The sequence below is a fragment of the uncultured Amnibacterium sp. genome (assembly GCF_964250715.1).
Classification (GTDB): domain Bacteria; phylum Actinomycetota; class Actinomycetes; order Actinomycetales; family Microbacteriaceae; genus Amnibacterium.
This window is the reverse complement of record NZ_CAXUGX010000005.1, coordinates 204299-225167: the sequence shown is the minus strand read 5'-3', so window position 1 is coordinate 225167 and position 20869 is coordinate 204299. Positions and strand designations below refer to the sequence as shown.

Sequence of the window (20869 nt, the reverse complement as noted above, 5' to 3'; positions counted from 1 at the left end):
GCTACTTCGTCGTCGCGCACTTCCACTACGTCGTGTTCGGCACCGTCGTGTTCGCGATGTTCGCGGGCTTCTACTTCTGGTGGCCCAAGTGGACCGGCAAGATGCTGGACGAGCGGTTGGGCAAGGTGCACTTCTGGCTGCTGTTCATCGGCTTCCACACCACCTTCCTGGTGCAGCACTGGCTGGGCGTGCTCGGCATGCCTCGCCGCTACGCCACCTATCAGCCGACCGACGGCTTCACCTGGATGAACCAGGTCTCGACCGTCGGAGCGATGATCCTCGGGGTCTCGATGATCCCGTTCATGTACAACGTGTGGATCACCGCCCGTCGCGCGCCGCTCGTGACCGTCAACGACCCGTGGGGCTACTCCCGCTCGCTCGAGTGGGCCACCAGCTGCCCGCCGCCGCGCCACAACTTCACCTCGATCCCGCGTATCCGGTCGGAGTCGCCGGCGTTCGATCTGAACCATCCCGAGGCGGGCATCCCGGTCGGGATCGGCCCGGCGAAGGATGCTCCGGATGCGCCGACGTACGACGCGTCACGTGGCTCGGTGCGGTAGCGGTCGGCAGGAGGCCTCATGCGCGTCAACACCAACATCTTCTGGATCCTGACGGTCTTCTTCGTGCTGTCGGACACGGCGTACACGATCTGGGCACTCATCGCCTACGGCCGCGTCGAGTGGGTCGGTACCGTGGGCATCGCGCTGACGGCGATCCTGTCGGTGTTCATCGGCTTCTACCTGTACCGGTCGTACAAGGCGCAGGGCGGTGAGTTGCCGGAGGACCGGCAGGACGCCAGCATCGACGACGGCGATCCCGAGATGGGCTTCTTCAGCCCCTGGAGCTGGTGGCCCGTCATCCTGGGCGGTACCGCTGCGCTCGGCTTCGCTGGCCTGGCCGTCGGCTACTGGATGACGATCATCGCCGGAGCGTTCTTCCTGATCGCCATCACCGGCTGGGTGTACGAGTACTACCGGGGCCTCTTCGCGCGCTGATCGCTCCAGGTCACCCCTGGTTCATCTGCGGGGGAGGGCGGCGATGCGGGGCAGGAACGGCCGCTGACCCTGCACCAGCAGCGTCGTCGCGTCGGGCAGGGTCGCCCACCGCACGCGGTCCAGTTCGGGCACGGTGATCGTCCGTCCGCTGCGGGGCGGCCAGGACAGCTCGAACGTACCCGGAGCGAACCCGTCCAGGTCGAGGTCCGCCCACACCGCCCACAGGTGCACCGTCTTGCCGCTCGTCCGCACCGAGCCCAGCTCGACGGCGGGCGCGGGCGGCACCGCCATGCCCGTCTCCTCCAGGAACTCGCGGTAGGCGGCGTCCAGCGGCGCCTCGTCGTCCTCCACCGCGCCCTTGGGTACCGACCAGGCGCCGGCGTCCTTGGCGGCCCAGAACGGGCCGCCAAGGTGGCCGATCAGTATCTCGACGCCGTCGTCACCGGCACGAGCCGTGGTCGCACGAAGAAGGGCGATGCCGGCGCTCATTCGCACCGGCATCGCCCTTCTTCGGCTTGAAGCCCTGTTCAGCTGCGCCCGAGTCAGTTGTGCACGAGCTCCGTCGAGGTGACCGGCTCGATGCGATCCTCGAAGAACCAGCGGCTTGCCACGGCGCGCACGCGCTCCGCGGGGGAGATGCGGCCGGAAGCGTTGGGCCGGATCATCAGCGGTTCGTAGTCGGGGAAGCTGACGAGCTTCCAGCGCTCGAACTCGTCGACCTCCTCGTGGACCTCGACGTACTCGCCGCCAGGCAGCCGCACCATGCGGCCCGACTCGTAGCCGTGCAGCACGATCTCGCGGTCCTTCTTCTGCAGCGCGATGCAGATGCGCTTGGTGATGAAGTAGGCGATGATCGGCGCCAGGAACAGCAGCACCCGCAGCGTGCGGATGATGCCCTCGATCGTCAGCATGAAGTGGGTCGCCATGATGTCTGAACTGGCCGCTGCCCAGAGGACTGCGTAGAACGTCACTCCGGCGGCCCCGATCGCCGTGCGGGTCGGCATGTTGCGCGGCCGGTCGAGGATGTGGTGCTCCCGCTTGTCGCCCGTGATCCACGCCTCGATGAACGGGTAGGCGAACACCAGGATGAGGAACACCGGCAGCACGATCAGCGGCAGCAGCACGTTGAACGACCACGTGGTGTTGAAGAGCACGAACTCCAGGAACTTGCCGGGCACCAGGCGCAGCGCTCCGTCGGCGAAGCCGATGTACCAGTCGGGTTGCGTGCCCGCGGACACCGGCGACGGGTCGTACGGCCCGTAGGTCCAGATCGGGTTGATGGTGAAGAACGCGCCCATCAGCATGATCACGCCGAAGACGATGAAGAAGAATCCACCCGCCTTAGCGGCGTACACCGGCAGCACCGGGTAGCCGATCACGTTCTCGTTGGTGCGACCGGGGCCGGCGAACTGCGTGTGCTTGTTGACGACGACGAGCACCAGGTGCACGCCGATCAAAGCGACCACCACGGCGGGCAGCAGCAGGATGTGCAACGTGTAGAGCCGGCCGTCGATCGCGGTACCCGGGAACTCTCCGCCGAACAGCAGCCAGGTGATCCAGCTGCCGACGAACGGGACGGCGCGGACCATGCCGTTGATGATCGCGAGACCGTTGCCCGAGAGCAGGTCGTCGGGCAGCGAGTAGCCGGTGAACCCCTCGCCCATCGCCAGGATGAAGAGCAGGAAGCCGGTCACCCAGTTGATCTCGCGCGGCTTGCGGAACGCGCCGGTGAAGAACACCCGCAGCATGTGCAGGCCGATCGAGGCGACGAACAGCAGGGCGGCCCAGTGGTGCACCTGCCGCATCAGCAGCCCGCCGCGTACGTCGAAGGAGATGTCGAGCGCCGACGACATGGCGGCGGACATCTGCAGGCCCTTCAACGGCACGTAGGAGCCGTCGTAGATCACCTCGGCCATGGATGCCTGGAAGAAGAACGTCAGGAACGTGCCCGAGAGCAGGATGACGACGAAGCTGTAGAGCGCCACCTCGCCGAGCATGAACGACCAGTGGTCGGGGAAGATCTTGCGGCCGAACTCACGCACCACGGCGGAGATGCCGGTGCGCTCGTCGACGTAGTTCGACGCCCAGCCGGTGACGCCGCCCGTGCGCTGCCGGTCGACCGCGGGCTTGGTGCGGTCGAACGACGTGGTGCCGTCGAAGAGGCGGGTCTGTGGTTCAGGTGTTGTAGTCACCGCGACGCTCCCAGAAGCTCGGTCCGGTCGGTTCATGGAAATCGCTCTGCGCGATCAGGTAGCCCTCGGCGTCGACCTTGATGGGCAACTGCGGGAGCGGACGGCTCGCGGGTCCGAAGATGACGTCGGCCTCGTGAGTGATGTCGAACTGCGATTGGTGGCACGGGCACAGCAGGTGATGCGTCTGCTGCTCGTAGAGGGCCACCGGGCACCCGACGTGCGTGCAGATCTTTGAGTAGGCAACGATACCGTCGTACGCCCACCCCCGGCGCTCCGGGCGGGGATGCAGATCGGCCGGGTCGAGGCGCATGAGCAGCACCGCGGCCTTGCCCTTCTCCTCGAGCGGGTCGGCGGTGTCGTTCAGACCGTCCGGGATCACGTGGAAGACCGAGCCGATGGTGACGTCGGCGGCCCGGATCGGCGTGCCCGTGGGGTCCTTGGTGAGGCGTGTTCCGGCCTTCCACATGGTGTGGGAGTACGCCTCGGCGGGCGTGCCCGACGAGGGCCCCAGGTCGCGGAACAGGAAGATGGCCGGGAACGGCAGGGCGGCCACGGCCGCGATCATCGAGTTGCGCAGCAGCGACCGACGCACGAACCCGGATTCCACGTTGGCCACGTGCATGATCTCGATGGCCTTCTGGCGGGTCTCGTCGCTGCCGCGGACGGGGTGCCGGATGTCGATGCCTTCGTGGTCGTGCATCAGGGCCTTGCCCCAGTGGACCGCTCCGATGCCGATGCAGAGCAGAGCGAGGGCCAGCCCGAGTCCCAGGAACAGGTTGTTCAGCCGGACGGACATCAGGTTGTTCGCCGTGATCGGGAACGCGAAGTACGCCGTCATCGAGAAGACGGTGCCGATGAAGGACAGGAAGAACAGCCCGATCACGGCCCGCTCGGCCCGCTCGGCCGCCTTGGGGCTCTCGTCCGTCACCCGTGGGCGGTGCGGCGGCAGTCCCGGGTTCTGCAGTGCGTCGGACCGCTCGACGGCCGTGCCGGTCTTGACCACGTGGGTCGCCGTGTTCGTGCCGTCGGTCGGCACGACCGCGGTGTGCTCGTCTGCTGCCATGCTTCGCCCCTCCCCGTTCGTCTTCGGCGTCAGTTGATCGCGGCGGTCAGTTCGACTTCGCGGTCAGCCAGACCGTGAACGCGATGATGGAGCCGAGCCCGAAGATCCACAGGAACAGACCCTCGGTGACGGGGCCGATGCTGCCGAGGTCGAAGCCGGCGACCTGTGAGGCCGCGGCGTTGTACTTCAGCGACGTGATGATGTCGGCCTTCTCCTGCGGGGTGAGGTTGTTGTCGTTGAACACCGGCATGCTCTGCGGACCGGTGAGCATCGCCTCGTAGATCGTGGCGGGCGAGGAGTCCTTCAGCGACGGGGCGTACTTGCCCTCGGTCAGGGCACCGCCGGCGCCGGCCACGTTGTGGCACATGGCGCAGTTGGTGCGGAACAGGCGCGCGCCCAGGGTGGCGTTGCCGTCGCCCTTCAGGTATTTGGGGTCGGGCAGGCCGGGGCCGGGCGAGACGGAGGCGCCGTAGGCGACGATGTCGCGTACCTGGGTCGCCGTGAACGACACGGGGTGCTTCTGGGCCTGCGGCGCGTCCTGCTCCAACGGCATGCGGCCGGTGCGCACCTGGAAGTCGAACGCGGCCGCGCCGACGCCGATGAGGGCGGGGCCGGAGGCGCTGCCCTGCAAGGCGAGGCCGTGGCAGGTGGCGCAGTTGGCCTGGAACAGCCGCTTGCCGTGGGCGATGTTCTGTGCGTTGGTGAGGCTGCTGTCGGCCGAGGCGCTGGATGTGGCGGTGAAGCCCGCGTACGCGCCGCCGGTGACGAACAGTCCGACGGCGATGAGTGCCAGAGTGGCGAGCGGCGAACGTCGCCCGCGCCGGCCCCCTCGCGATCGCCGCGGTGTTCTGGCCGTGCCCTGCCGCATGTGCTCCCGCTCCGGTTCCTGCATCGATCTCACGAGCCTGCCCTGTCCGTCCGCATGTCTATTTCAACACGTAGATGACGAAGAACAGACCGATCCAGACGACGTCGACGAAGTGCCAGTAGTAGGAGACCACGATCGCGGTGGTGGCCTCGCGGTGACCGAAGTTCTTGACGGCGAATCCACGCCCGATGGTCAGCAGGAACGCGATGAGACCGCCGGTGACATGCAGGCCGTGGAATCCGGTGGTGAGGAAGAACGCCGAGCCCCAGGGGCTGGAGTTGATGCGGATGCCTTCACCGATGAGGGTGGCGTACTCCCACACCTGGCCGGACACGAAGATGGCGCCCAGGGCATAGGTGAGGAAGAACCACTCCACCATGCCCCACTCGCTCGGCCGCCAACCCGTCGCGCGGGCCTGCAGCCGCTCCGCCGCGAAGACGCCGAACTGACAGGTGAACGAACTGGACACCAGGACGATCGTGTTCGTCAGCGCGTAGGGCACATCGAGGTGCGCGGTGTTGGCCGCCCACACCTGGGGCAGCGAGGTACGCAGTGTGAAGTAGATCGCGAACAGCCCCGCGAAGAACATCACCTCGCTGCCGAGCCACACGATGGTGCCGACGGCGATGGAGTTGGGCCGGTTGACCATCGGCGCATTCGTCGACTGGAGGACCGAAGCGCTGCTCACGGAGCCATTATCACTCACGGGGCGGACGGCGGTGGTGGGCCGCGAGCATCTGTCGGCATCCACGGGGCATCCCGTCGGTATCCATGCCGCCCCCGGTACGATCGGCCGGTGGCGACCCCGGCGATGCGCTTCGACACCGGGTGGCCGGAACCGGACTGGCCGTCGCTGATCGCGGCGCTGCTGCGGCGCGAGGACCTCTCCATCGCGGATGCCACCTGGGCGATGGAGCGGGTGATGGACGGCGAGGCGCCCGATGCGGCGCTCGCCGGCTTTCTGGTGGCGTTGCGTGCCAAGGGTGAGACGGTCGACGAGATCGTCGGCTTCCGGGACGCCGTGCTGGGCCGGGCCGTGCCACTGCCGGTCTCGCCCGCCGCGCTCGACATCGTCGGGACCGGCGGCGACGGCTTCCGCACCGTGAACATCTCCACGACGGCCGCGATCGTCGCGGCGGCGACCGGTGTTCCTGTGGTCAAGCACGGCAATCGGGCCGCCAGCTCCGCCTCCGGGGCCAGCGACGTGCTGGCGGCCCTCGGCATCCCCTTGGACGGCGGGCCGGCCGAGGTCGCCCGGGTGCTGGCCGAGGTGGGCATCACCTTCGTCTTCGCCTCCGCCTTCCACCCGGGGTTCCGGCATGCGGCCGAGGCCAGACGCGCCCTGGGCGTGCCCACCGTCTTCAACTTCCTCGGCCCGCTCTGCAATCCGGCGCGACCCGACGCAAACGCCATCGGCGTGGCGAGCGCCGCCGCCGTGCCGCTGGTCGTCGGGGTGCTGCAGACCCGCGGAGCGACCGCGCTCGTCTTCCGCGGCGACGACGGGCTGGACGAGTTGTCGACCACCGGGCACAGCCACATCTGGGAGGTGTCGGCCGGCGCCGTCACCGAGCACGACGTGGACCCCGGCGACCTGGGCCTGCCGCGGGCGCGGCTGGCCGACCTGGCCGGCGGCACCCCCGCCGAGAACGCCGACATCCTGCGGCGGGTGCTGTCGGGCGAGCAGGGTGCCGTGCGCGACATCGTGCTGCTGAACGCGGCTGCCGGGCTGGTCGCCTGGGAGCTGCTGCACGAGCCGGCGCACGCCGAGCGTCCGATGGCACGGCGGCTGCGTGAGGGCATCGCGACCGCGGCAGCGGCGGTCGACGACGGCCGGGCGGCGGCGCTCCTCGACAAGTGGATCGCGGCCTCTGAGCGGCAGTGACGTTCGGAACGCGCCTCAGTCGCGGGCGGCGGCGAAGCGCGCCTGCCAGGCGTCGCTGGACGCGAGCCCGACGGCGGCCGCCCGGTAGCGGGTCGCGAGGGCGGGCCACTCCCGCTTGAGGCGCGCGTGCAGGCGGACGCTGGCCGTCAGCGAGGTCCGGAAGCGCCGGGGATCGCGCCGGTACCAGAAGTACGCGGCGCCGTCGGCGGTCGGCGCGAGCACACTGTCGTGACCCGGCAGCACCCACCAGCGGCGTCGGCCGACGCTCAGCCGCGCCTCCGCGGTGCCCGGCGGAACGAGGTTCGGGCGAACCGCGTGCCGCAGGAGCATCGCCGCAGTCCAGACCGTCAGCCGGGCGCCCTGCGGGCGGGCGGCGGGCCGGAGAGCGCTGACTGGAGCGTCCGGCGCCACCGGCGCCGTCAGTGGGTGATGACGCTGCAGGTCCGGAGCGTCCGTGGTCACCGGCCGTGAGGAGGCGCCGGGCCGGGCGTCGAGCGACTCCGGTCCGGCGAGCACGTCGGCGAGCGCCCGCGCCCGCAGGTCGGCGGTGCCGTACTGCATGTTCAGCAGGTGCTTGATGTCGAGTTGTCGGCTGGCCCGGAGCGCTCCGGCGCCGTCGGGCGCGTGCAGCAGGGCGGCGACCATGCGGTTGCGGGCATGGAAGTAGGCGGGCCACTCCAGCGCGTCGTCCTTGCGGGCCCAGGCGAGGTGCCACACCGCGGCACCCGGCAGGCTGACGGTGGGTACTCCGGCGGCGGCGGCCCGCAGACCGTACTCGGCGTCGTCCCACTTGAGGAACAGGGGCAGTGCGAGGCCGATCCGTCGTACGGCGGCAAGCGGCACCTGGCACATCCACCAGCCGGCGAAGTCGCCGGAGTGCCGGGCGTGCAGCCACGGCGTGTGCTCGACCGCGGTGCTGAGGTCGTGCCGCGCGACGCCGGACGGTGCGCCGGACCACCAGAAGTCGCGGCGATCGACCACCTCCGCGACGGCCTGCAGCACGGTCGGCGCGTCGAGGTCGAGCATGTGACCGCCCACGATGGCGGGGGAGGAGCAGAACCGGCCGAACTCGTACGCGCGCAGCACGCTGACCGGCTCGAGCGCGATGTCGTCGTCGAGCAGGGTCACGAACGTCGCATCCGCCTGAGAGGCCTCGTGCAGGACGCGGGAGAAGCCGCCCGAGCCGCCGAGGTTCGCCTGCTCGACGACCCGCACCCGCCCGACCGCCCGGCTCGCGGCCCGGAAGCCCGGCTCGTCCGACAGGCGATGGACGCCCTGGTCGACGATGACGAGCTCGGCGATGCGGGCGACCAGGGCCGGCGCGTCCGCCAGGCGGTGCAGGTTCTGCAGCACGAATTCCGGCCGGTCCATCGTGGGCATGCCGAGGACGAGTCCGCCGGCCTCGACGGCGTTGTCGGGCACTTCCCAGGCCGCTTCGATCAATGCGACGTCACTGCCCTGGCCGAGCAACTCGAACCAGACCAGTCCGCCGTCGAGACAGTCGGCGATGTCGACCTCGCAGACTGCGGATGCGAAGGGAGCGAGTCGCAGTGCACCCACGGCGACCGCGGTCCCGTCCGCGGCCGAGCGACGGACGACCAGCACGGCCGGGGCATCGACCACGGCGCGCAGGCGGATGCGGCGCACGGCCGTCCAGTGCCGCCAGTAGCCGGCGGGGAAGGCGTTGAAGTAGGTGGCGAACGAGGCCCTGCCGTGCGGTGCGACCCGCATCTCCAGGCGGGTGCCGGTGGGGGTGCGGCCGGGCCGGCCGAGGATCGCGTCGCGCACGTAGAGCGCCGCGGTGCCAGTCGGAGTGCCGGCGCGGGTGCCGGAGGCGGGTTCGGCGAGCGGCCCCACCACGTCGTGCACCGAGACCCAGGCTGCGGGCGGCCGGGCGGTGACGGGCACAGCTGGAGTGGGCAGAGCGGTGGGCGCAGCGCCGTCGGCGGTGCGCAGCTGACGCAGGGTGACGTCGGACATCGACGCGACCCTATCCAGGCGCCTCGATCAGAGCGCATCCCACCGGTGACGGCGCCGGGAACATCGGGTGAACGGCGAGCGAAGGTGCGAGCGGACGCTCAGGCGTCGAGCCGTCGCAGGATGCGACGCAGGAGGCCGGCCGCCGCGCGACGCGGGGTGAGCCGCAGGCGAGCCGCCCTGGTGCGGGCAGGCAGCAGTTGATCGTCGACTCGCCGCAGGGTGTGGAACCCGCTGTCCCAGGCGGCGCGGTGCGGCCGTGGCTCGTCACTGCGGATCAGGTGCAGAGCGCGCTCCGCGACCCGCGCGGCGGGCGACGCTCCGCCGTCTGCAGGGAGGTCGCCGTCGGGAAAGATGTCGCGCAGCCAGGCGGGGTCGGGGACGCCGATGCGGTCGGCGTCGATGTCGTCGAATCGGCGGAGCAGTCCGGACGCGATCAACGGCGGGTTCAGGGACGCGTCGTTCACCGTGTCGGCGATGAACGCGACGCGTGTTCCGGCGGCGATCGCCTCCAGGGCCGCGGTCGACGACACCGTCAGCACCAGGTCGCTGGCCTCGATCAGGCCGGCGATCGGGGCGTAGTCGATCCGCAGGTTGCGCGGCAGCGTGCGCCCGGCCGCCCACTGCTCCGGCGAGAAGCGCTGTCGGTGGAAGGTCGTCTCGGTCGGCCGGTGGCGCGGCTTCAGCACCACGGACCGATCGGGGTGCGCCGCCGCGTAGGCCGCCAGCCGGTCCCAGATGATCGCCCGCCCCACGTCCGTGCGCGGCACGGTGGGCTGGTCGGTGAAGAGCACCGAGCGGATGGGCCCGTCGGCGGGAGGCGCGGGGGTCGCCGGCAGCAGGGCCAGTCCGCAGAGCAGCAGGCTCTGCGCGGGCAGGCCGAGCGCCGCAGCCGCAGCGCTGAACTCCGCCAGGTCGGTGCGGGAGTTGACGGCGACCACGTCCGCGAGCGAGCGCATCAGGTAGCCGCCGACGCGGTCGTAGAGGGCCATGCCCACGTACCCGGCGACGAACACAGGCAGTGGGCCGGCTGCGATTCCGGCTCCGGCTGCGGGGTCGCCTTCGCCGTCGCCGTGCACGTCGCGGATGAACCGCTGCACCATCGGACCGTCGAAGACGGGGACGACCGCCGCGGCGCCGCGCGCACGGACCACCAGCTCCGCCCACGTCGCGGTCGTGACGGGGCGGTCGGTCGCCGCGGCGATCTGCTCGGCGCCGAGTCCGTGCGGGGCGACCGTCGTCGGCAGGGCGAGCACGGGCGCGGCGCCGGCCGCAGCGAAGGCGTCGGCGAGTCGGGCGGCGTACTTCAGGCCCGAGTCGAAGCCCGCCACGAGCAGGATCTTCTCGTCGATCGGCTGCTCCAGTTCGGTGTGGTGACTGCGTGAGGCCGGGCGCCCGCGGGGGAAGGGTATGACAGAGGAACCGCCGCCAGCGGGTAACCGGGCGGCGGTACGCTCCGCGCCGTGTCGGCCACCGCTCGCTCCGAGACGCGCTCCGCCGGCCGCGCCGCGGCCGTGCCGACCGGTCCGTCGGCGCTCGCGGCGCTGCTCGTCGCCCAGGCCGGGGGTCTGACGCCACGTCGCATCGCGGTGGTGGGCAACGCGCCGATGGATGCCAGCCCCGCCCGCGCGGCGCGGATCGATGCGGCCGACCTGGTGGTGCGGATGACCACGTTCCGCACGGACGACGTGGGGGCCGCGCCGCCGTCGCTCGGCTGGCGGACCGACGTCGTGATCGTGCATCGCGCGACCCGGGCCGGTCCCTCCACCTTCGCCGACTATCACCGGCGCCTCTACCTGCTGGCCGAGCCGGGCCGCGACCACGGCGAGCCCGCCGCCCAGCCGCCGTGGTGGCCGGCCGATCTGGCGCCGATCCCCATCGGCAATCGGGCGATCGTGCAGAGCCTTCGGCACTCGCTCGGTCTCGGCCGTCGCCAGGCCACCTGGCCGACCACGGGGACACTTGCCGTTCACCTGATGAGCACACTGTTCCCGACCGTGGACATCGAGCTGGCGGGCAGCAGCCTGCGCGCCGACGGCGGCTCACTCGAGCACGCCTGGGGCGGCGCCGCACTGCTGACGCCGGAGCACCGGCTGGCCGCCGAACGCCGATACCTGGACCGCCTGGTCGCCGAGCGCCGGCTGCGGATGCTGCAGTGACCGGCGCAGCGCCCGCCACGGCCGTGCGACTGCGCACCGCCTGGCGAACCTGGCGGGGCCGCCATCCCGCGGGTGCGCGACGCCTCGGAGTGCTGCGCACGGCGCTTCGTCGGCAGGCCACCCTGGTGACGACGGTGGCCGAGCTGCGCGGACGCGTGCACGGCCTGGAGCGCGACCACGCCCTGCTCGCGGAGCACGTCGCGGCACTCACCGGCCGCGTCGAGCACGCCGGCCGAGTCGAGCACGCCGGAGCGCCGGACGCCGAGAGGGTGCCGGATACCCGCACGGAGGAGCGCATCGAGGAGCGCATCGTCGCCGCCCGGCTCGGCGCGATCGCCGCCTACGAGCAGCGGCTGGAGGCGGTCGAGGCCGCGACGCGCGCGCGCGGTCGGCAGGCGCGCGAACGCTCGGGGAACCTTCGGTGAACGGCGGATGAGCGGCCGGTCGGTCCCCGCCGGCGGCGCATCCGGTCCCTCGGTCGTCGCGCTGATTCCGGCCCGCGGCGGTTCCAAGGGCGTACCGAGCAAGAACCTGCGCCGCATCGGCGGTGTGCCGCTCGTCGCCCGCGCGGTGCACGCGGCCCGCGCCGCCGGGATCGAGGCGGTCTGGGTCTCGACCGACGACCCGGTCATCGCGGATATCGCGCGGACGGCGGGTGCCGGCGTGATCATCCGGCCGGTCGAGCTGGCCGGGGACGATGCGTCGTCCGAGTCGGCTCTGCTGCACGCTCTGGACGAGCTGGCCGAGGGCGGGGTGCTGCCCCGCACGATCGCGTTCCTGCAGGCGACGTCGCCGTTCATCGACGCCGCCGCGCTGGCCCGAGCCGTGGGCCGCGTGGAACGGGGGAGCGACGATGTGGTCATCGCGGCCTTCCCCACCTACGCCTTCCTCTGGTCGCTCGGCGACCGCGGCGCCTCCGCCGTCAACCACGACCAGGGGGTCCGTCCGCGACGCCAGGACCGGGAACCGCACTGGCAGGAGACGGGGGCGTTCTACGTCCTGTCTGCGAGTGGGTTCCTGGCGAACCGCTTCCGGTTCTTCGGCCGGATCGGTGTGGAGCCCGTCGAGGAGTCCACCGCCGTGGAGATCGACGACGCGACCCAGTTGGCGGCGGCGGAGCGGATCGGTGCCGCGCGCCGGCTGGTGCCGGCGGCGCTCGACGTAGACGCGGTGATCACCGACTTCGACGGCGTGCACACCGACGACCGCGCCTGGACCGACGCCGACGGCGGGGAGTCGGTCCAGGTCAGCCGGGCGGACGGCCTGGGCGTGGAGATGCTGCGTGACGCCGGCGTGCAGGTGCTGATCATGTCGAAGGAGCGCAACCGCGTGGTCGCCGCCCGGGCCGCGAAGCTGCGGGTGGAGGTGCTGCAGGCGGTCGACGACAAGGCCGCCGCGCTGACCGCGTGGGCGCAGGCGCAGCACATCCCGCTCGAGCGGATCGCGTACGTGGGCAACGACGTGAACGACGCGGGAGCGCTGGCGCTGGTCGGCTGGCCGATCGTCGTGCCGGGCGCTCATCCCTCCGTGCTGCCGCTGGCCCGGCATGTGCTGACCACCGCCGGTGGACGCGGCGCAGTGCGGGAGGTGGCCGAGATGGTCCTGGCGGCCAGAGCGACCGACCAACCCGGAACAGCCGATCAGTCCAGAGCGGCCGGCCGGCCCGAAGCAGCCGATACAGCCAGATCAGAAGGAGACGAGAGATGACGGATGCGGTGCAGATCGGACGCCACCGGGTGGCGGTGGGCGAGCCCGTCTACGTGATCGCGGAGATCGGCCTGAACCACAACGGCGATGTCGCGATCGCGAAGCAGTTGATCGACGTGGCGGCGGTGGCGGGAGTGCAGGCGGTCAAGTTCCAGAAGCGCACACCGGCGATCTCGACCCCCGAGCACATGAAGACGGTGCCGCGCGAGACGCCCTGGGGCACGATGACGTATCTCGACTACCGCTACCGGGTGGAGTTCGAGCGCGAGCAGTACGTCGACATCGCCGCGTACGCCGGCAGCCGGGGCGTGGACTGGTTCGCGTCGCCGTGGGACGAGCCCGCTGTCGACTTCCTGGAATCCATGGACGTCGTCGCTCACAAGATCGCCTCGGCGTCGGTGACGGATCACGGCCTGCTGCAGCGCGTGGCCGAGACCGGCAAGCCGGTGATCCTGTCCACCGGCATGTCCACGATCGAGCAGATCGACGCGGCGGTGGCGATCCTCGGGACCGATCGGCTGCTGATGCTGCACGCCACCTCCACCTATCCGCTGCCGCCGGAGGAGGCCAACCTGCTGATGATCGAGACCCTGCGCGCCCGCTACGGCGTGCCGGTGGGCTACTCCGGTCACGAACCGGGCCTGCAGATCTCGATCGCGGCGGTCGCCATGGGTGCGTTGGCCGTGGAGCGTCACGTCACCCTGGACCGCACCATGTGGGGCAGCGATCACGCGGCGTCCCTGGAGCCGCACGGGCTGATGAGCCTGGTGCGCGACATCCGCATCGTGGGGCGCGCGCAGGGCGACGGGGTGAAGCGGGTCTTTCCGGGCGAACTGGCTCCGCTCTCCAAGCTGCGCCGAGTCGGCGGCTGAGCGGCTGAGCGAGCTGGAGGAAGGGGCCCCTCGATTCGGGCCGCTCGGCCACAAACCTTCAACCTCAGGTTGACGGCACGCCGGTGCGGCTCCGCGCCGTGGGCACCCGTGGATGGCACGCTCCCGCCATGCTCTTCTCGCTGGTGTGGGTGCTCGCGGCCGTGACCGCGTGGTGTGTCGCGTCGCTCGCCTTGGCACTGGTCGTCGGGCCGATGCTGCGCAAGGCCGATCGCGCGAACGGACAGCAGCAGGTCGTGCACGAACCGCTCGGCGCAGCGCTCACCGCACAACGCTAGAGCCCGCGCGGCTAGATCCCGCGCGGCCCCTCGCACTGGTCCCTCGCACTGGTCAGGTGCGAGCGCCCCGGCTTTCGCGGAGGCGGCGACCCTGCTCCACATCCTCCTCGTGCTTCTTCGCCTTCTTGTCGGCCTGGCTGGTGTCGCGCGGGGGCAGCTGGATGTGCTCCTCCGCCGCGATGCCGCCCTGCAACTCGCGCCCACGCTCGACCTCGGCGTCCCACTCCGCGCCGAATAGCAGCGAGAGGTTCGCGATCCACAGCCACAGCAGGAAGATGATGATGCCGCCGAGGGTGCCGTACGTCTTGTTGTAGTTGGCGAAGTTGCCCAGGTAGAAGACGAAGGCGACCGACGCGATCGCGAGCACCACGATGGCGATGATCGAGCCGGTGGACGTCCACTTGAACTTGGGCTGCCGCACGTTCGGCGAGAAGTAATAGAGGAGCGCGATCGCGGCGATCACGATGGCCAGCAGGATCGGCCATTTCACGATGCCCCAGATGAAGACGACGACTGGGCCCAGCCCGATCGCACTGCCGACCGCCTGCACCACCGGGCCGCTCAGCAGCAGGATCAGCGCGGCGAGCACGACGAGCAGCACGACGACGACGGTGATACCGAGCTGCGTCGGGCGCAGCTTCCAGACCGGCCGCCCCTCGTCGATGTCGTAGATGCGGTTCATGGCCCGGCCGAACGCTCCGACATAGCCGGAGGCGGACCAGAGCGCGCCGAGGACGCCGATCACGAACGTGACGCCGGCGGCGTTGGACGACGCGAGTTCCTTCAGCACCGGCCCGATGAAGCCCGCGGTCGATGGTGACGCGGTCATGATCGTCTGCGTCAGCTGCGAGGCGAGCGCCTTGCCCTGCCCGAACAGACCGAGGATCGAGACGATCGCCAGCAGGGCGGGGAAGAGGGCGAGCACCGAGTAGTAGACGAGGGAGGCGGCCAGGTCCGTGCACTTGTCCGCGCCGAATTCGCGGCCGACCTTCTTGAGCGCATACGTCCACGACTTGGGCTTCAGATCCTCCGGACCCTCCGGCTTGCGGCTGTCCTCCGGTGCCGGCGCGGTGCTGGCGCGCTCGGAACTGGCCGAGTCCGCCGACGGATCCGAGCCGCCGGACGGGCGACCCCCCGAGCCCCCGGACGGTTCCGGCTGCTTGCCGCTCTTCTGATCGGGCTGTTTCTGATCGGACTGCTTCTGATCAGAACCCTTGGACTTCTCGCCGGTATCGGTGGCCCGGACGCTCTGTGTCGGACGGCTGCCCGTGGTCCGGGGACTGGAGGTGGAGACCAGGCCGACCGCGGCGGCTGCGATGCCGATGGCACCGGCGGAGATCGCGGAGACGCCGACCGCGCGCTGCACGCCTCCCGAGTCGGTACCTCGCCTCGGACCGGATGCTGTTCTCGTCGCCATGGTGCTCCTCGATGATCAGGGATGCTGCATCGCCGATGCGGGGCCTTCCGTCCCGCGTCGGCGCCCGCCGGTCAGACCGTAGCGGTCGGCGTGATGCTTTCGTCGGCGGCCGAGAAGTCCGCCACCGTCTTGGGCGTGGGTGGCAGCGCGGAGGCCGGCGTCGGTGTGGACGTCGGCTTCGGGGCGCTGGAGACGGACTTCGCATCCGCGGACGACTCCGATGACGGCTTGTCGTCGTCGGTCGAGTCGGTCGCCTCGTCGGCCACGTTCTTCGCGGTCTCACCGGCGGCCTTGGCCGACTCGCTGGCGGCCTGCGCCACCTGCTTCACCCGCGCGGTCGCCTTCGGCGCCCTGGTCTCTGCGACGTCCTTGGCCTTGTCGACCGCGTCTTGCACCCGCGGGTTACCCGCGACGGTCTGCACCCGCTCCTTGATCTGGTCATAGGCCTGCCGGCCCGCGCGCGAGCCGAGAATGAAGCCGGTGGTGATTCCGGCGGCGAACATCAGTCTGCCCTTCATGGCAGTCCCCATCTCTGTTATCGGCATCTCTGGTATCGGCACTGCTGGTACCGGCACTGCTGGTACCGGCGCCCCTGCTCTAGGCGTGGCACACCGATGCTGGCATCGGTCCACCGGGTATCAGGTGTCTCCCAAGGTGCTCTAGGAGAACGCCCATCCTGTACGGGAGGGGGTCGACGGCGCGGGCCGGATCAGGTAGGGCGCATCGGCATGCGTCCCGGGGCACATGTCTCTCGGCGCGTGCGGCTCGCAGCCGATCGTTCGGGCGGAATCTAGGCTGCTGGCATGGACCGGGCGGGCGTCGGCACGGCGAGCGTTCCCGACGGGCGTCGGAGTGTCCGGAGTGTCCGCGCCGCCCGCGGCGTGCTGGCCTCCACCGTCGCGGTGCTCGCCGCGTGCGCTGGACATGTCGCGGCCGGGGGAGCGATGCCGGCACCGGCGCTGTTGACCGCGGTGCTGGTGCTCTCCTGGTTGCCGGGCGTGGCCCTGATCGGCGTCGCGGTGCGCCTCTGGCGGCAGGCTGCGGTCATCGTGGTCGCCGAGGCGATGCTGCACGGCGTACTCGCCCTGCAGCGTGGCGCCGGAGCGGCCCCGATGCGTCCGCTGCCTTCGGCCGATCCGGTCGGCGGGGTCGGGATGGCCGGCATGGGTGCCGGCCATGCAGCGGGCTCCGCCTCCGCGGCGGCCGCTCAGGTGGTGGGGGCGGCCTCGATGTCGCACACCGTCGCGATGCCGGCGTGGATGTGGCTTGCACATGCGGCCGCCGCGGCGGTCACCGTGCTGCTGTGGCGCCGCGGCGAGACCGATGTCGCCCGCGTGCTCGCGATGGCGGGACGCGGGCTCGGGCGACTGCTGCGGGTGCCCGGGCCGGTGCGGCTCGCCGCACCCGTCGCGGCGCTACCGCCCGTCGCGCACCGACTCGGTCGGGTGATCGAAGCGATCCGGACCGCGCATCCGCACCGCGGCCCGCCGCTCGCCGTCTGACGCGCCCGTTCCGGCGCGCTGCTCACCGGCGCTCTTCTCACCTTCGCCATCCTCGACCGGCTGGCCGTCGCGCTGCAGCGCGACCGGCTCCGGCAACCACATCGTCGACTCGGGCACATCGTCAGCCCGTGTCGCACCGTCTCGACCCTGGCGGATCCGCCGGGAAGGAACCTCATGTCGCCAGCCGACTCTCCAGCCGACCGTCCATCCGATCGTTCGTCGCACTCCGTTGTGCCGAATCGAATTCCTCCGCCCGTCGTCCCTCAACGCCACTGGGCGCGACCGGCCGGTGCGCTCGCACTCACGGCTGCCCTCGTGCTGGCCGTCCCCCTCAGCGCCTCCGCGCATGTGCGCATCACGCCGATCACGGCCGCCGCGGGAGCGGACGACACCCTGTTGACCTTCGCCGTGCCGAACGAGTCCGACAGTGCCTTCACCACCCGCGTGCAGGTGGACCTGCCCACCGCGACCCCGTTCGGCGAGGTCGACTACGACCCGGTGCCCGGCTGGACCGCCGAGGTCACGACCGCACGGCTGCCCAAGCCGGCGAAGATCGACGGCGCGACGGTCACCGAGGCGCCCGTGCGAATCGTGTGGACCGCGGCGCGCGGAACGCGGTTGAAGGAGGGTCAGGTGCAGCTGTTCACTGTCTCGGTCGGGCCCATGCCTGACACGGGCAGGGTCGTGCTGCCGGCGACCCAGACGTACTCCGACGGGTCGGTCGAGCACTGGAACGAGCCCACACCCGCGACCGGGGAGGAGCCGGAGCACCCCGCGCCCACCGTCTACATCCGTGACGCCGTGCCCGAGGCCGATCCGCAGCCCGGCGGAGTGACCGTCTCCGCGACCGGGGGGACGCCGCTGCTGCCGATCGCGCTGTCGGGTGGCGCACTGCTCGTCGGACTGGCTGCGCTGATCTTCGCGATCGCTGCGCTGCTGCGGGTGCGCCGATCGTCGCGGCCATGAGTGCTGCGGCCCTTGGTACTGAGGCGGGGCATACCCGGCGCCGGCCCGTGCGCTTGCTCGCCCGGATGCTGGCGGTGCTGGGGCTCGGCGGTGTGCTGGCTCTGCTGCCGGCGGCGGCCGCCTTCGCCCACGACTACCTGGTGACGAGCGATCCTGCCGTCGACTCGACCGTACGCGCCGCGCCCCGGGCCGTCAGCCTGACGTTCGACGCGGTGGTGCTCGACTACGGCCGCGGATCGACCGCGCTGCAGGTCACGGGACCCGGCGGCGCGACCCGCCACTTCGAGACCGGCTGCGCCGTGGTGGACGGGCGCACCGTGACGGCGCGGGTGGCGCTCGGCGGTCCGGGTACGTACACCGAGACGTGGCGCGTCGTGTCGGCGGACGGGCATCCGGTGTCCAACTCCATCCGCTTCACCTACGCGCCGCCCGCCGGGCAGCGGGCCGCGGCCGGCTCCCCGCACGGCCCGGACTGCGGAGTCGCCGCGGCAGCGCCCGGAGCCGTGGCCGGACCGCCGGGTGGGCTCGTCGTCGCGCTCGCGATCGTCGGCGGCCTGGTGGTGCTCGGCGTGCTCGCGGCAGTGGTGCTCGTCGTGCTGCGCGCGACACGGCTGCCGGCCGGGACGGAGTCGGCGGATGCCGGGCTGCAATCCGCGCCTGAATCCGGGCCGGCGCAGCCCGGACCAGCGCGGGAGACGTCGCCGTGAACAATCCGTCCCGCACGGTGGTGATCGCACCGGACTCGTTCAAAGGCTCCGCCACCGCAGTCGCCGTCGGTGCTGCGCTGGCGGCCGGCTGGTCGACGGAGCGGACCGGCGACCGCGTCGTCGTGCTGCCGATGGCCGACGGCGGCGAGGGGACGCTCGACGCGCTCGAGGCGGCAGTGCCGGGTGGGCAGCGGCAGCCGGTGCTGGCGACCGGACCCGACGGGCGCGTTCGGGCCACGACGTGGTTGCTGCTGCCCGCGACTCCGGGGCTGCCGGGCGGGACCGGCGTCGTGGAGGTAGCCGAGACGAGCGGGTTGCCGCTGCTCGGCGGTCGCCTGCTGCCGATGACGGCCACGACGACGGGCCTCGGCGAGACGATCCGAGGCGCCCTGACCGCCGGTGTGTCGCGGCTGGTGGTGGGCCTCGGCGGCAGCGCATCCACCGACGGAGCGGCCGGTGCGCTCGCCGCTCTGGGAGCGCTGCTGCTCGACGGTGCCGGCGCGCCGATCGGGGCGGGCGCCGCCGGACTCGCGCAGCTGGCCCGCATCGAGCGGGCCGGGCTGGTGCCGATCCCGGTCGGCGGGGTCGACCTGCTGACGGACGTCGATGCGCCGTTGACAGGACCGACGGGAGCCGCCGCGGTCTTCGCGCCGCAGAAGGGCGCGACCGCCCCGGAGGTGTCCTGGATGGACGCCGCGCTGGCGGCCTATGCGGCGATCCTCGGCGCGGATCCCGACGTGCCGGGCTCGGGTGCCGCCGGTGGCAGTGCCTACGGGCTGGCGTGGTGGGGCGGCCGGGTCGTTCCCGGCTCCGCCGCGGTCGCCGCGCTGGTGGGGCTGCCCGCGGCGATCGCGGCGGCGGACGTCGTGATCACGGGGGAGGGGCGCTGGGACGGCCAATCCACCACCGGTAAGGCGCCGGCGCACGTCGCCACGCTCGCTGCGGCTGCCCGCGTCCCCGTGCTGCTCGTCGCGGGCCGCATCGACGCGCCGACCACCGGCTTCGCCGCAGCGGTGGCGTTGACCGACCAGGCGCCGGCGGAGTCGACGATCGCCGACCCGCTGCCGTACCTGCGTGCGGCGGGCGCCGCACTCGCCCGCGCCTGGGCGTGAGCGGTCGGTCTCGTTCGTTCGTCGTGCTCGGCGGAGCGGAGGTACCAGGTCGCCAGGACGTCCAACAGGTCTCGCCAGTGCACCGGCGCCGGCGACGACGACGAAGTGCAACCATGGCGCCATGACCATCACGCTTGTCACCGGAGCCACTCGCGGGATCGGTCGCGAGGTCGCTCGCCGCCTCGTCGAGGCCGGCCAGACCGTCTACCTGGGCGCCCGAGATCCAGACCGGGGCGCCGAAGCTGCGGCTGTGATCGGCGCCACACCCATCCAGCTCGACGCGACCGATGCCTCCTCGATCGCCGCCGCCGCGGACAGGCTGAAGGACGAGGTCGGGTATCTGGACGTGCTCGTGAACAACGCCGGTATCGCCGGCGCGCAGCAACCGCCCGGCACGGCGACCCTCGACGACCTCCGCACCGTCTTCGAGACCAATGTCTTCGGCGCGGCCGCGGTCGTCGACGCCTTCACGCCCCTGCTCGAAGCGAGCGAGGCCCCGGTCGTCGTCAACGTCTCGAGCGCGGTCGGCTCGCTCGCGCGGAACTCGAACCCGAACTCACCCTGGACGATGCTGGCCTACCCGATGTCGAAAGCGGCGCTCAATATGCTCACCATCCAGTACACCCGCGCGTTTCCACGGTGGCGAGTCAACTCCGCCACTCCGGGACTGACTGCGACCGATTTCACCGGCCCCCGTCACGACGCGCCGAGCGTCGATGAATTGCGCGCCGCGGGTCTGCAGATCAACACGGTCGAGGAAGGATCCGAGGTCATCGTCCAGATGGCACTCATCGGCTCCAACGGGCCGACCGGGACCTTCGTCGGCAACGACGGCCCGGTGCCCTGGTAACGACATCTCCGTACGATCCGGCTCGAACTCAGGCTCCGGACGACAGAAACGCCCCCACCGAACGATGGGGGCGTGTTCTGGAACCGCGAGGTGCAGAAATCGTTCTACTTGAAGACATCCTTGACGTCTTCGCCGACCTTCTTCAGGCCCGCGGACGTCTGGTCGACCTGGCCCTCGGCCTGCAACTGCTCGTCACCGGTGGCCTTGCCGGTGGACTCCTTGGCCTGGCCGCCCAGCTTCTCGGCGGCGTTGGAGATCTTGTCGTCCAAACCCATGTCGGATTCCTTTCTATCGGGGTCATTCG

At 71.3% G+C, this 20869-nt stretch carries 23 protein-coding genes; 13 read left to right on the top strand and 10 right to left on the bottom strand.

The genetic code is table 11. The annotated features are described in order from the left end of the window. Together ACFE7H_RS07380 and ACFE7H_RS07375 are read left to right on the top strand one after the other, a co-directional pair. Window positions 1–560 (top strand): cbb3-type cytochrome c oxidase subunit I (locus ACFE7H_RS07380; RefSeq protein WP_375400576.1); only part of this gene is annotated, 560 nt, incomplete at its 5' end. 18 nt (window positions 561–578) lie between these two features. After that, entirely contained in the window at window positions 579–995 is a 417-nt protein-coding gene (locus ACFE7H_RS07375; protein ID WP_375400575.1) for a cytochrome c oxidase subunit 4, read from the top strand. A gap of 21 nt (window positions 996–1016) precedes the next feature. Here ACFE7H_RS07375 and ACFE7H_RS07370 read toward each other — a convergent pair whose 3' ends face one another. Genes ACFE7H_RS07370 through ACFE7H_RS07350 form a run of 5 tightly spaced genes read right to left on the bottom strand, consistent with a single transcriptional unit; the run spans window position 1017 to window position 5767 of the window. Beyond that, on the bottom strand, window positions 1017–1496 hold the full coding sequence (locus tag ACFE7H_RS07370) for an NUDIX domain-containing protein (RefSeq protein ID WP_375400574.1): 480 nt from the start codon (window positions 1494–1496) through the stop codon (window positions 1017–1019). Between the two features lie 41 nt (window positions 1497–1537). Then, window positions 1538–3187, bottom strand: a complete 1650-nt coding sequence (locus ACFE7H_RS07365; RefSeq protein WP_375400573.1) for a cytochrome bc complex cytochrome b subunit — start codon at window positions 3185–3187, stop codon at window positions 1538–1540. Further along, complete coding sequence (locus tag ACFE7H_RS07360) at window positions 3171–4250, bottom strand: Rieske 2Fe-2S domain-containing protein (protein ID WP_375400572.1); 1080 nt, start codon at window positions 4248–4250, stop codon at window positions 3171–3173. The genes ACFE7H_RS07365 and ACFE7H_RS07360 overlap by 17 nt, the downstream gene beginning before the upstream one ends. Window positions 4251–4296: 46 nt before the next feature. Then, window positions 4297–5118, bottom strand: a complete 822-nt coding sequence (locus ACFE7H_RS07355) for a c-type cytochrome (protein ID WP_375400586.1) — start codon at window positions 5116–5118, stop codon at window positions 4297–4299. A 58-nt stretch (window positions 5119–5176) separates the two neighbouring features. Continuing rightward, the gene (locus ACFE7H_RS07350; protein ID WP_375400585.1) at window positions 5177–5767 is read right to left on the bottom strand and encodes a heme-copper oxidase subunit III; all 591 of its coding nucleotides are present in this window, start codon (window positions 5765–5767) and stop codon (window positions 5177–5179) included. Between the two features lie 162 nt (window positions 5768–5929). On the opposite strand from ACFE7H_RS07350, the gene trpD reads away from it, so the two are divergent. Further along, the gene (gene trpD, locus ACFE7H_RS07345; RefSeq protein ID WP_375400584.1) at window positions 5930–7000 is read left to right on the top strand and encodes an anthranilate phosphoribosyltransferase; all 1071 of its coding nucleotides are present in this window, start codon (window positions 5930–5932) and stop codon (window positions 6998–7000) included. Window positions 7001–7015: 15 nt separating this feature from the next. Here trpD and ACFE7H_RS07340 read toward each other — a convergent pair whose 3' ends face one another. Together ACFE7H_RS07340 and ACFE7H_RS07335 are read right to left on the bottom strand one after the other, a co-directional pair. Next, window positions 7016–8980, bottom strand: coding sequence for a glycosyltransferase (locus tag ACFE7H_RS07340; protein WP_375400571.1), 1965 nt, complete (start codon window positions 8978–8980; stop codon window positions 7016–7018). Between the two features lie 98 nt (window positions 8981–9078). After that, the gene (locus tag ACFE7H_RS07335) at window positions 9079–10308 is read right to left on the bottom strand and encodes a DUF6716 putative glycosyltransferase (protein ID WP_375400570.1); all 1230 of its coding nucleotides are present in this window, start codon (window positions 10306–10308) and stop codon (window positions 9079–9081) included. A gap of 132 nt (window positions 10309–10440) precedes the next feature. On the opposite strand from ACFE7H_RS07335, the gene ACFE7H_RS07330 reads away from it, so the two are divergent. The 5 genes from ACFE7H_RS07330 (at window position 10441) to ACFE7H_RS07310 (ending at window position 14011) form a co-directional block, all read left to right on the top strand. Next, entirely contained in the window at window positions 10441–11136 is a 696-nt protein-coding gene (locus tag ACFE7H_RS07330; protein ID WP_375400569.1) for a hypothetical protein, read from the top strand. Then, window positions 11133–11561: a hypothetical protein gene (locus tag ACFE7H_RS07325; RefSeq protein ID WP_375400568.1), complete on the top strand. Its 429-nt coding sequence runs from the start codon at window positions 11133–11135 to the stop codon at window positions 11559–11561. Before ACFE7H_RS07330 ends, ACFE7H_RS07325 begins: the two co-directional genes overlap by 4 nt. Window positions 11562–11568: 7 nt before the next feature. Then, window positions 11569–12843: a cytidylyltransferase domain-containing protein gene (locus ACFE7H_RS07320; protein WP_375400567.1), complete on the top strand. Its 1275-nt coding sequence runs from the start codon at window positions 11569–11571 to the stop codon at window positions 12841–12843. Continuing rightward, the gene (locus ACFE7H_RS07315) at window positions 12840–13715 is read left to right on the top strand and encodes an N-acetylneuraminate synthase family protein (RefSeq protein WP_375400566.1); all 876 of its coding nucleotides are present in this window, start codon (window positions 12840–12842) and stop codon (window positions 13713–13715) included. The genes ACFE7H_RS07320 and ACFE7H_RS07315 overlap by 4 nt, the downstream gene beginning before the upstream one ends. A gap of 128 nt (window positions 13716–13843) precedes the next feature. Further along, a complete protein-coding gene (locus ACFE7H_RS07310; protein ID WP_375400565.1) occupies window positions 13844–14011 on the top strand; it encodes a hypothetical protein in 168 nt (55 codons plus the stop codon). A 52-nt stretch (window positions 14012–14063) separates the two neighbouring features. Here the strand turns inward: ACFE7H_RS07310 and ACFE7H_RS07305 are convergent, their stop codons facing one another. Both ACFE7H_RS07305 and ACFE7H_RS07300 read right to left on the bottom strand, forming a co-directional pair. Further along, the gene (locus ACFE7H_RS07305) at window positions 14064–15428 is read right to left on the bottom strand and encodes a YihY/virulence factor BrkB family protein (protein WP_375400564.1); all 1365 of its coding nucleotides are present in this window, start codon (window positions 15426–15428) and stop codon (window positions 14064–14066) included. Window positions 15429–15499: 71 nt separating this feature from the next. Next, window positions 15500–15946 (bottom strand): hypothetical protein, encoded by a 447-nt coding sequence (locus ACFE7H_RS07300; protein ID WP_375400563.1) that lies wholly within the window; start codon window positions 15944–15946, stop codon window positions 15500–15502. A 285-nt stretch (window positions 15947–16231) separates the two neighbouring features. Between ACFE7H_RS07300 and ACFE7H_RS07295 the strand changes: the two genes are divergently transcribed. The 5 genes from ACFE7H_RS07295 (at window position 16232) to ACFE7H_RS07275 (ending at window position 20565) form a co-directional block, all read left to right on the top strand. Further along, window positions 16232–16930, top strand: a complete 699-nt coding sequence (locus tag ACFE7H_RS07295) for a hypothetical protein (RefSeq protein ID WP_375400562.1) — start codon at window positions 16232–16234, stop codon at window positions 16928–16930. A gap of 315 nt (window positions 16931–17245) precedes the next feature. Further along, window positions 17246–17896 carry a YcnI family protein gene (locus ACFE7H_RS07290; protein ID WP_375400561.1) on the top strand — a complete coding sequence of 217 codons (651 nt, stop codon included), beginning with the start codon at window positions 17246–17248 and terminating at the stop codon, window positions 17894–17896. Window positions 17897–17943: 47 nt separating this feature from the next. Continuing rightward, window positions 17944–18603: a copper resistance CopC family protein gene (locus ACFE7H_RS07285; RefSeq protein WP_375400560.1), complete on the top strand. Its 660-nt coding sequence runs from the start codon at window positions 17944–17946 to the stop codon at window positions 18601–18603. After that, window positions 18600–19715 (top strand): glycerate kinase, encoded by a 1116-nt coding sequence (locus ACFE7H_RS07280; RefSeq protein ID WP_375400559.1) that lies wholly within the window; start codon window positions 18600–18602, stop codon window positions 19713–19715. Before ACFE7H_RS07285 ends, ACFE7H_RS07280 begins: the two co-directional genes overlap by 4 nt. A gap of 121 nt (window positions 19716–19836) precedes the next feature. Then, a complete protein-coding gene (locus ACFE7H_RS07275) occupies window positions 19837–20565 on the top strand; it encodes an SDR family NAD(P)-dependent oxidoreductase (protein WP_375400558.1) in 729 nt (242 codons plus the stop codon). Window positions 20566–20669: 104 nt separating this feature from the next. Here the strand turns inward: ACFE7H_RS07275 and ACFE7H_RS07270 are convergent, their stop codons facing one another. Beyond that, a complete protein-coding gene (locus ACFE7H_RS07270) occupies window positions 20670–20840 on the bottom strand; it encodes a CsbD family protein (protein ID WP_375400557.1) in 171 nt (56 codons plus the stop codon). Window positions 20841–20869: the final 29 nt, after the last annotated feature.

What these genes read in the sequence shown, in the direction of transcription:
- ACFE7H_RS07275 (WP_375400558.1), top strand. Translation starts at nt 19,837, where the DNA reads ATGACCATCACGCTTGTCACCGGAGCCACTCGCGGGATCGGTCGCGAG.
- ACFE7H_RS07370 (WP_375400574.1), bottom strand. Translation starts at nt 1,496, where the DNA reads ATGCCGGTGCGAATGAGCGCCGGCATCGCCCTTCTTCGTGCGACCACG.
- ACFE7H_RS07340 (WP_375400571.1), bottom strand. Translation starts at nt 8,980, where the DNA reads ATGTCCGACGTCACCCTGCGTCAGCTGCGCACCGCCGACGGCGCTGCG.
- ACFE7H_RS07270 (WP_375400557.1), bottom strand. Translation starts at nt 20,840, where the DNA reads ATGGGTTTGGACGACAAGATCTCCAACGCCGCCGAGAAGCTGGGCGGC.
- ACFE7H_RS07310 (WP_375400565.1), top strand. Translation starts at nt 13,844, where the DNA reads ATGCTCTTCTCGCTGGTGTGGGTGCTCGCGGCCGTGACCGCGTGGTGT.
- ACFE7H_RS07300 (WP_375400563.1), bottom strand. Translation starts at nt 15,946, where the DNA reads ATGAAGGGCAGACTGATGTTCGCCGCCGGAATCACCACCGGCTTCATT.
- ACFE7H_RS07355 (WP_375400586.1), bottom strand. Translation starts at nt 5,118, where the DNA reads ATGCGGCAGGGCACGGCCAGAACACCGCGGCGATCGCGAGGGGGCCGG.
- ACFE7H_RS07295 (WP_375400562.1), top strand. Translation starts at nt 16,232, where the DNA reads ATGGACCGGGCGGGCGTCGGCACGGCGAGCGTTCCCGACGGGCGTCGG.
- trpD (WP_375400584.1), top strand. Translation starts at nt 5,930, where the DNA reads ATGCGCTTCGACACCGGGTGGCCGGAACCGGACTGGCCGTCGCTGATC.
- ACFE7H_RS07350 (WP_375400585.1), bottom strand. Translation starts at nt 5,767, where the DNA reads ATGGTCAACCGGCCCAACTCCATCGCCGTCGGCACCATCGTGTGGCTC.
- ACFE7H_RS07375 (WP_375400575.1), top strand. Translation starts at nt 579, where the DNA reads ATGCGCGTCAACACCAACATCTTCTGGATCCTGACGGTCTTCTTCGTG.
- ACFE7H_RS07360 (WP_375400572.1), bottom strand. Translation starts at nt 4,250, where the DNA reads ATGGCAGCAGACGAGCACACCGCGGTCGTGCCGACCGACGGCACGAAC.
- ACFE7H_RS07305 (WP_375400564.1), bottom strand. Translation starts at nt 15,428, where the DNA reads ATGGCGACGAGAACAGCATCCGGTCCGAGGCGAGGTACCGACTCGGGA.
- ACFE7H_RS07320 (WP_375400567.1), top strand. Translation starts at nt 11,569, where the DNA reads ATGAGCGGCCGGTCGGTCCCCGCCGGCGGCGCATCCGGTCCCTCGGTC.
- ACFE7H_RS07315 (WP_375400566.1), top strand. Translation starts at nt 12,840, where the DNA reads ATGACGGATGCGGTGCAGATCGGACGCCACCGGGTGGCGGTGGGCGAG.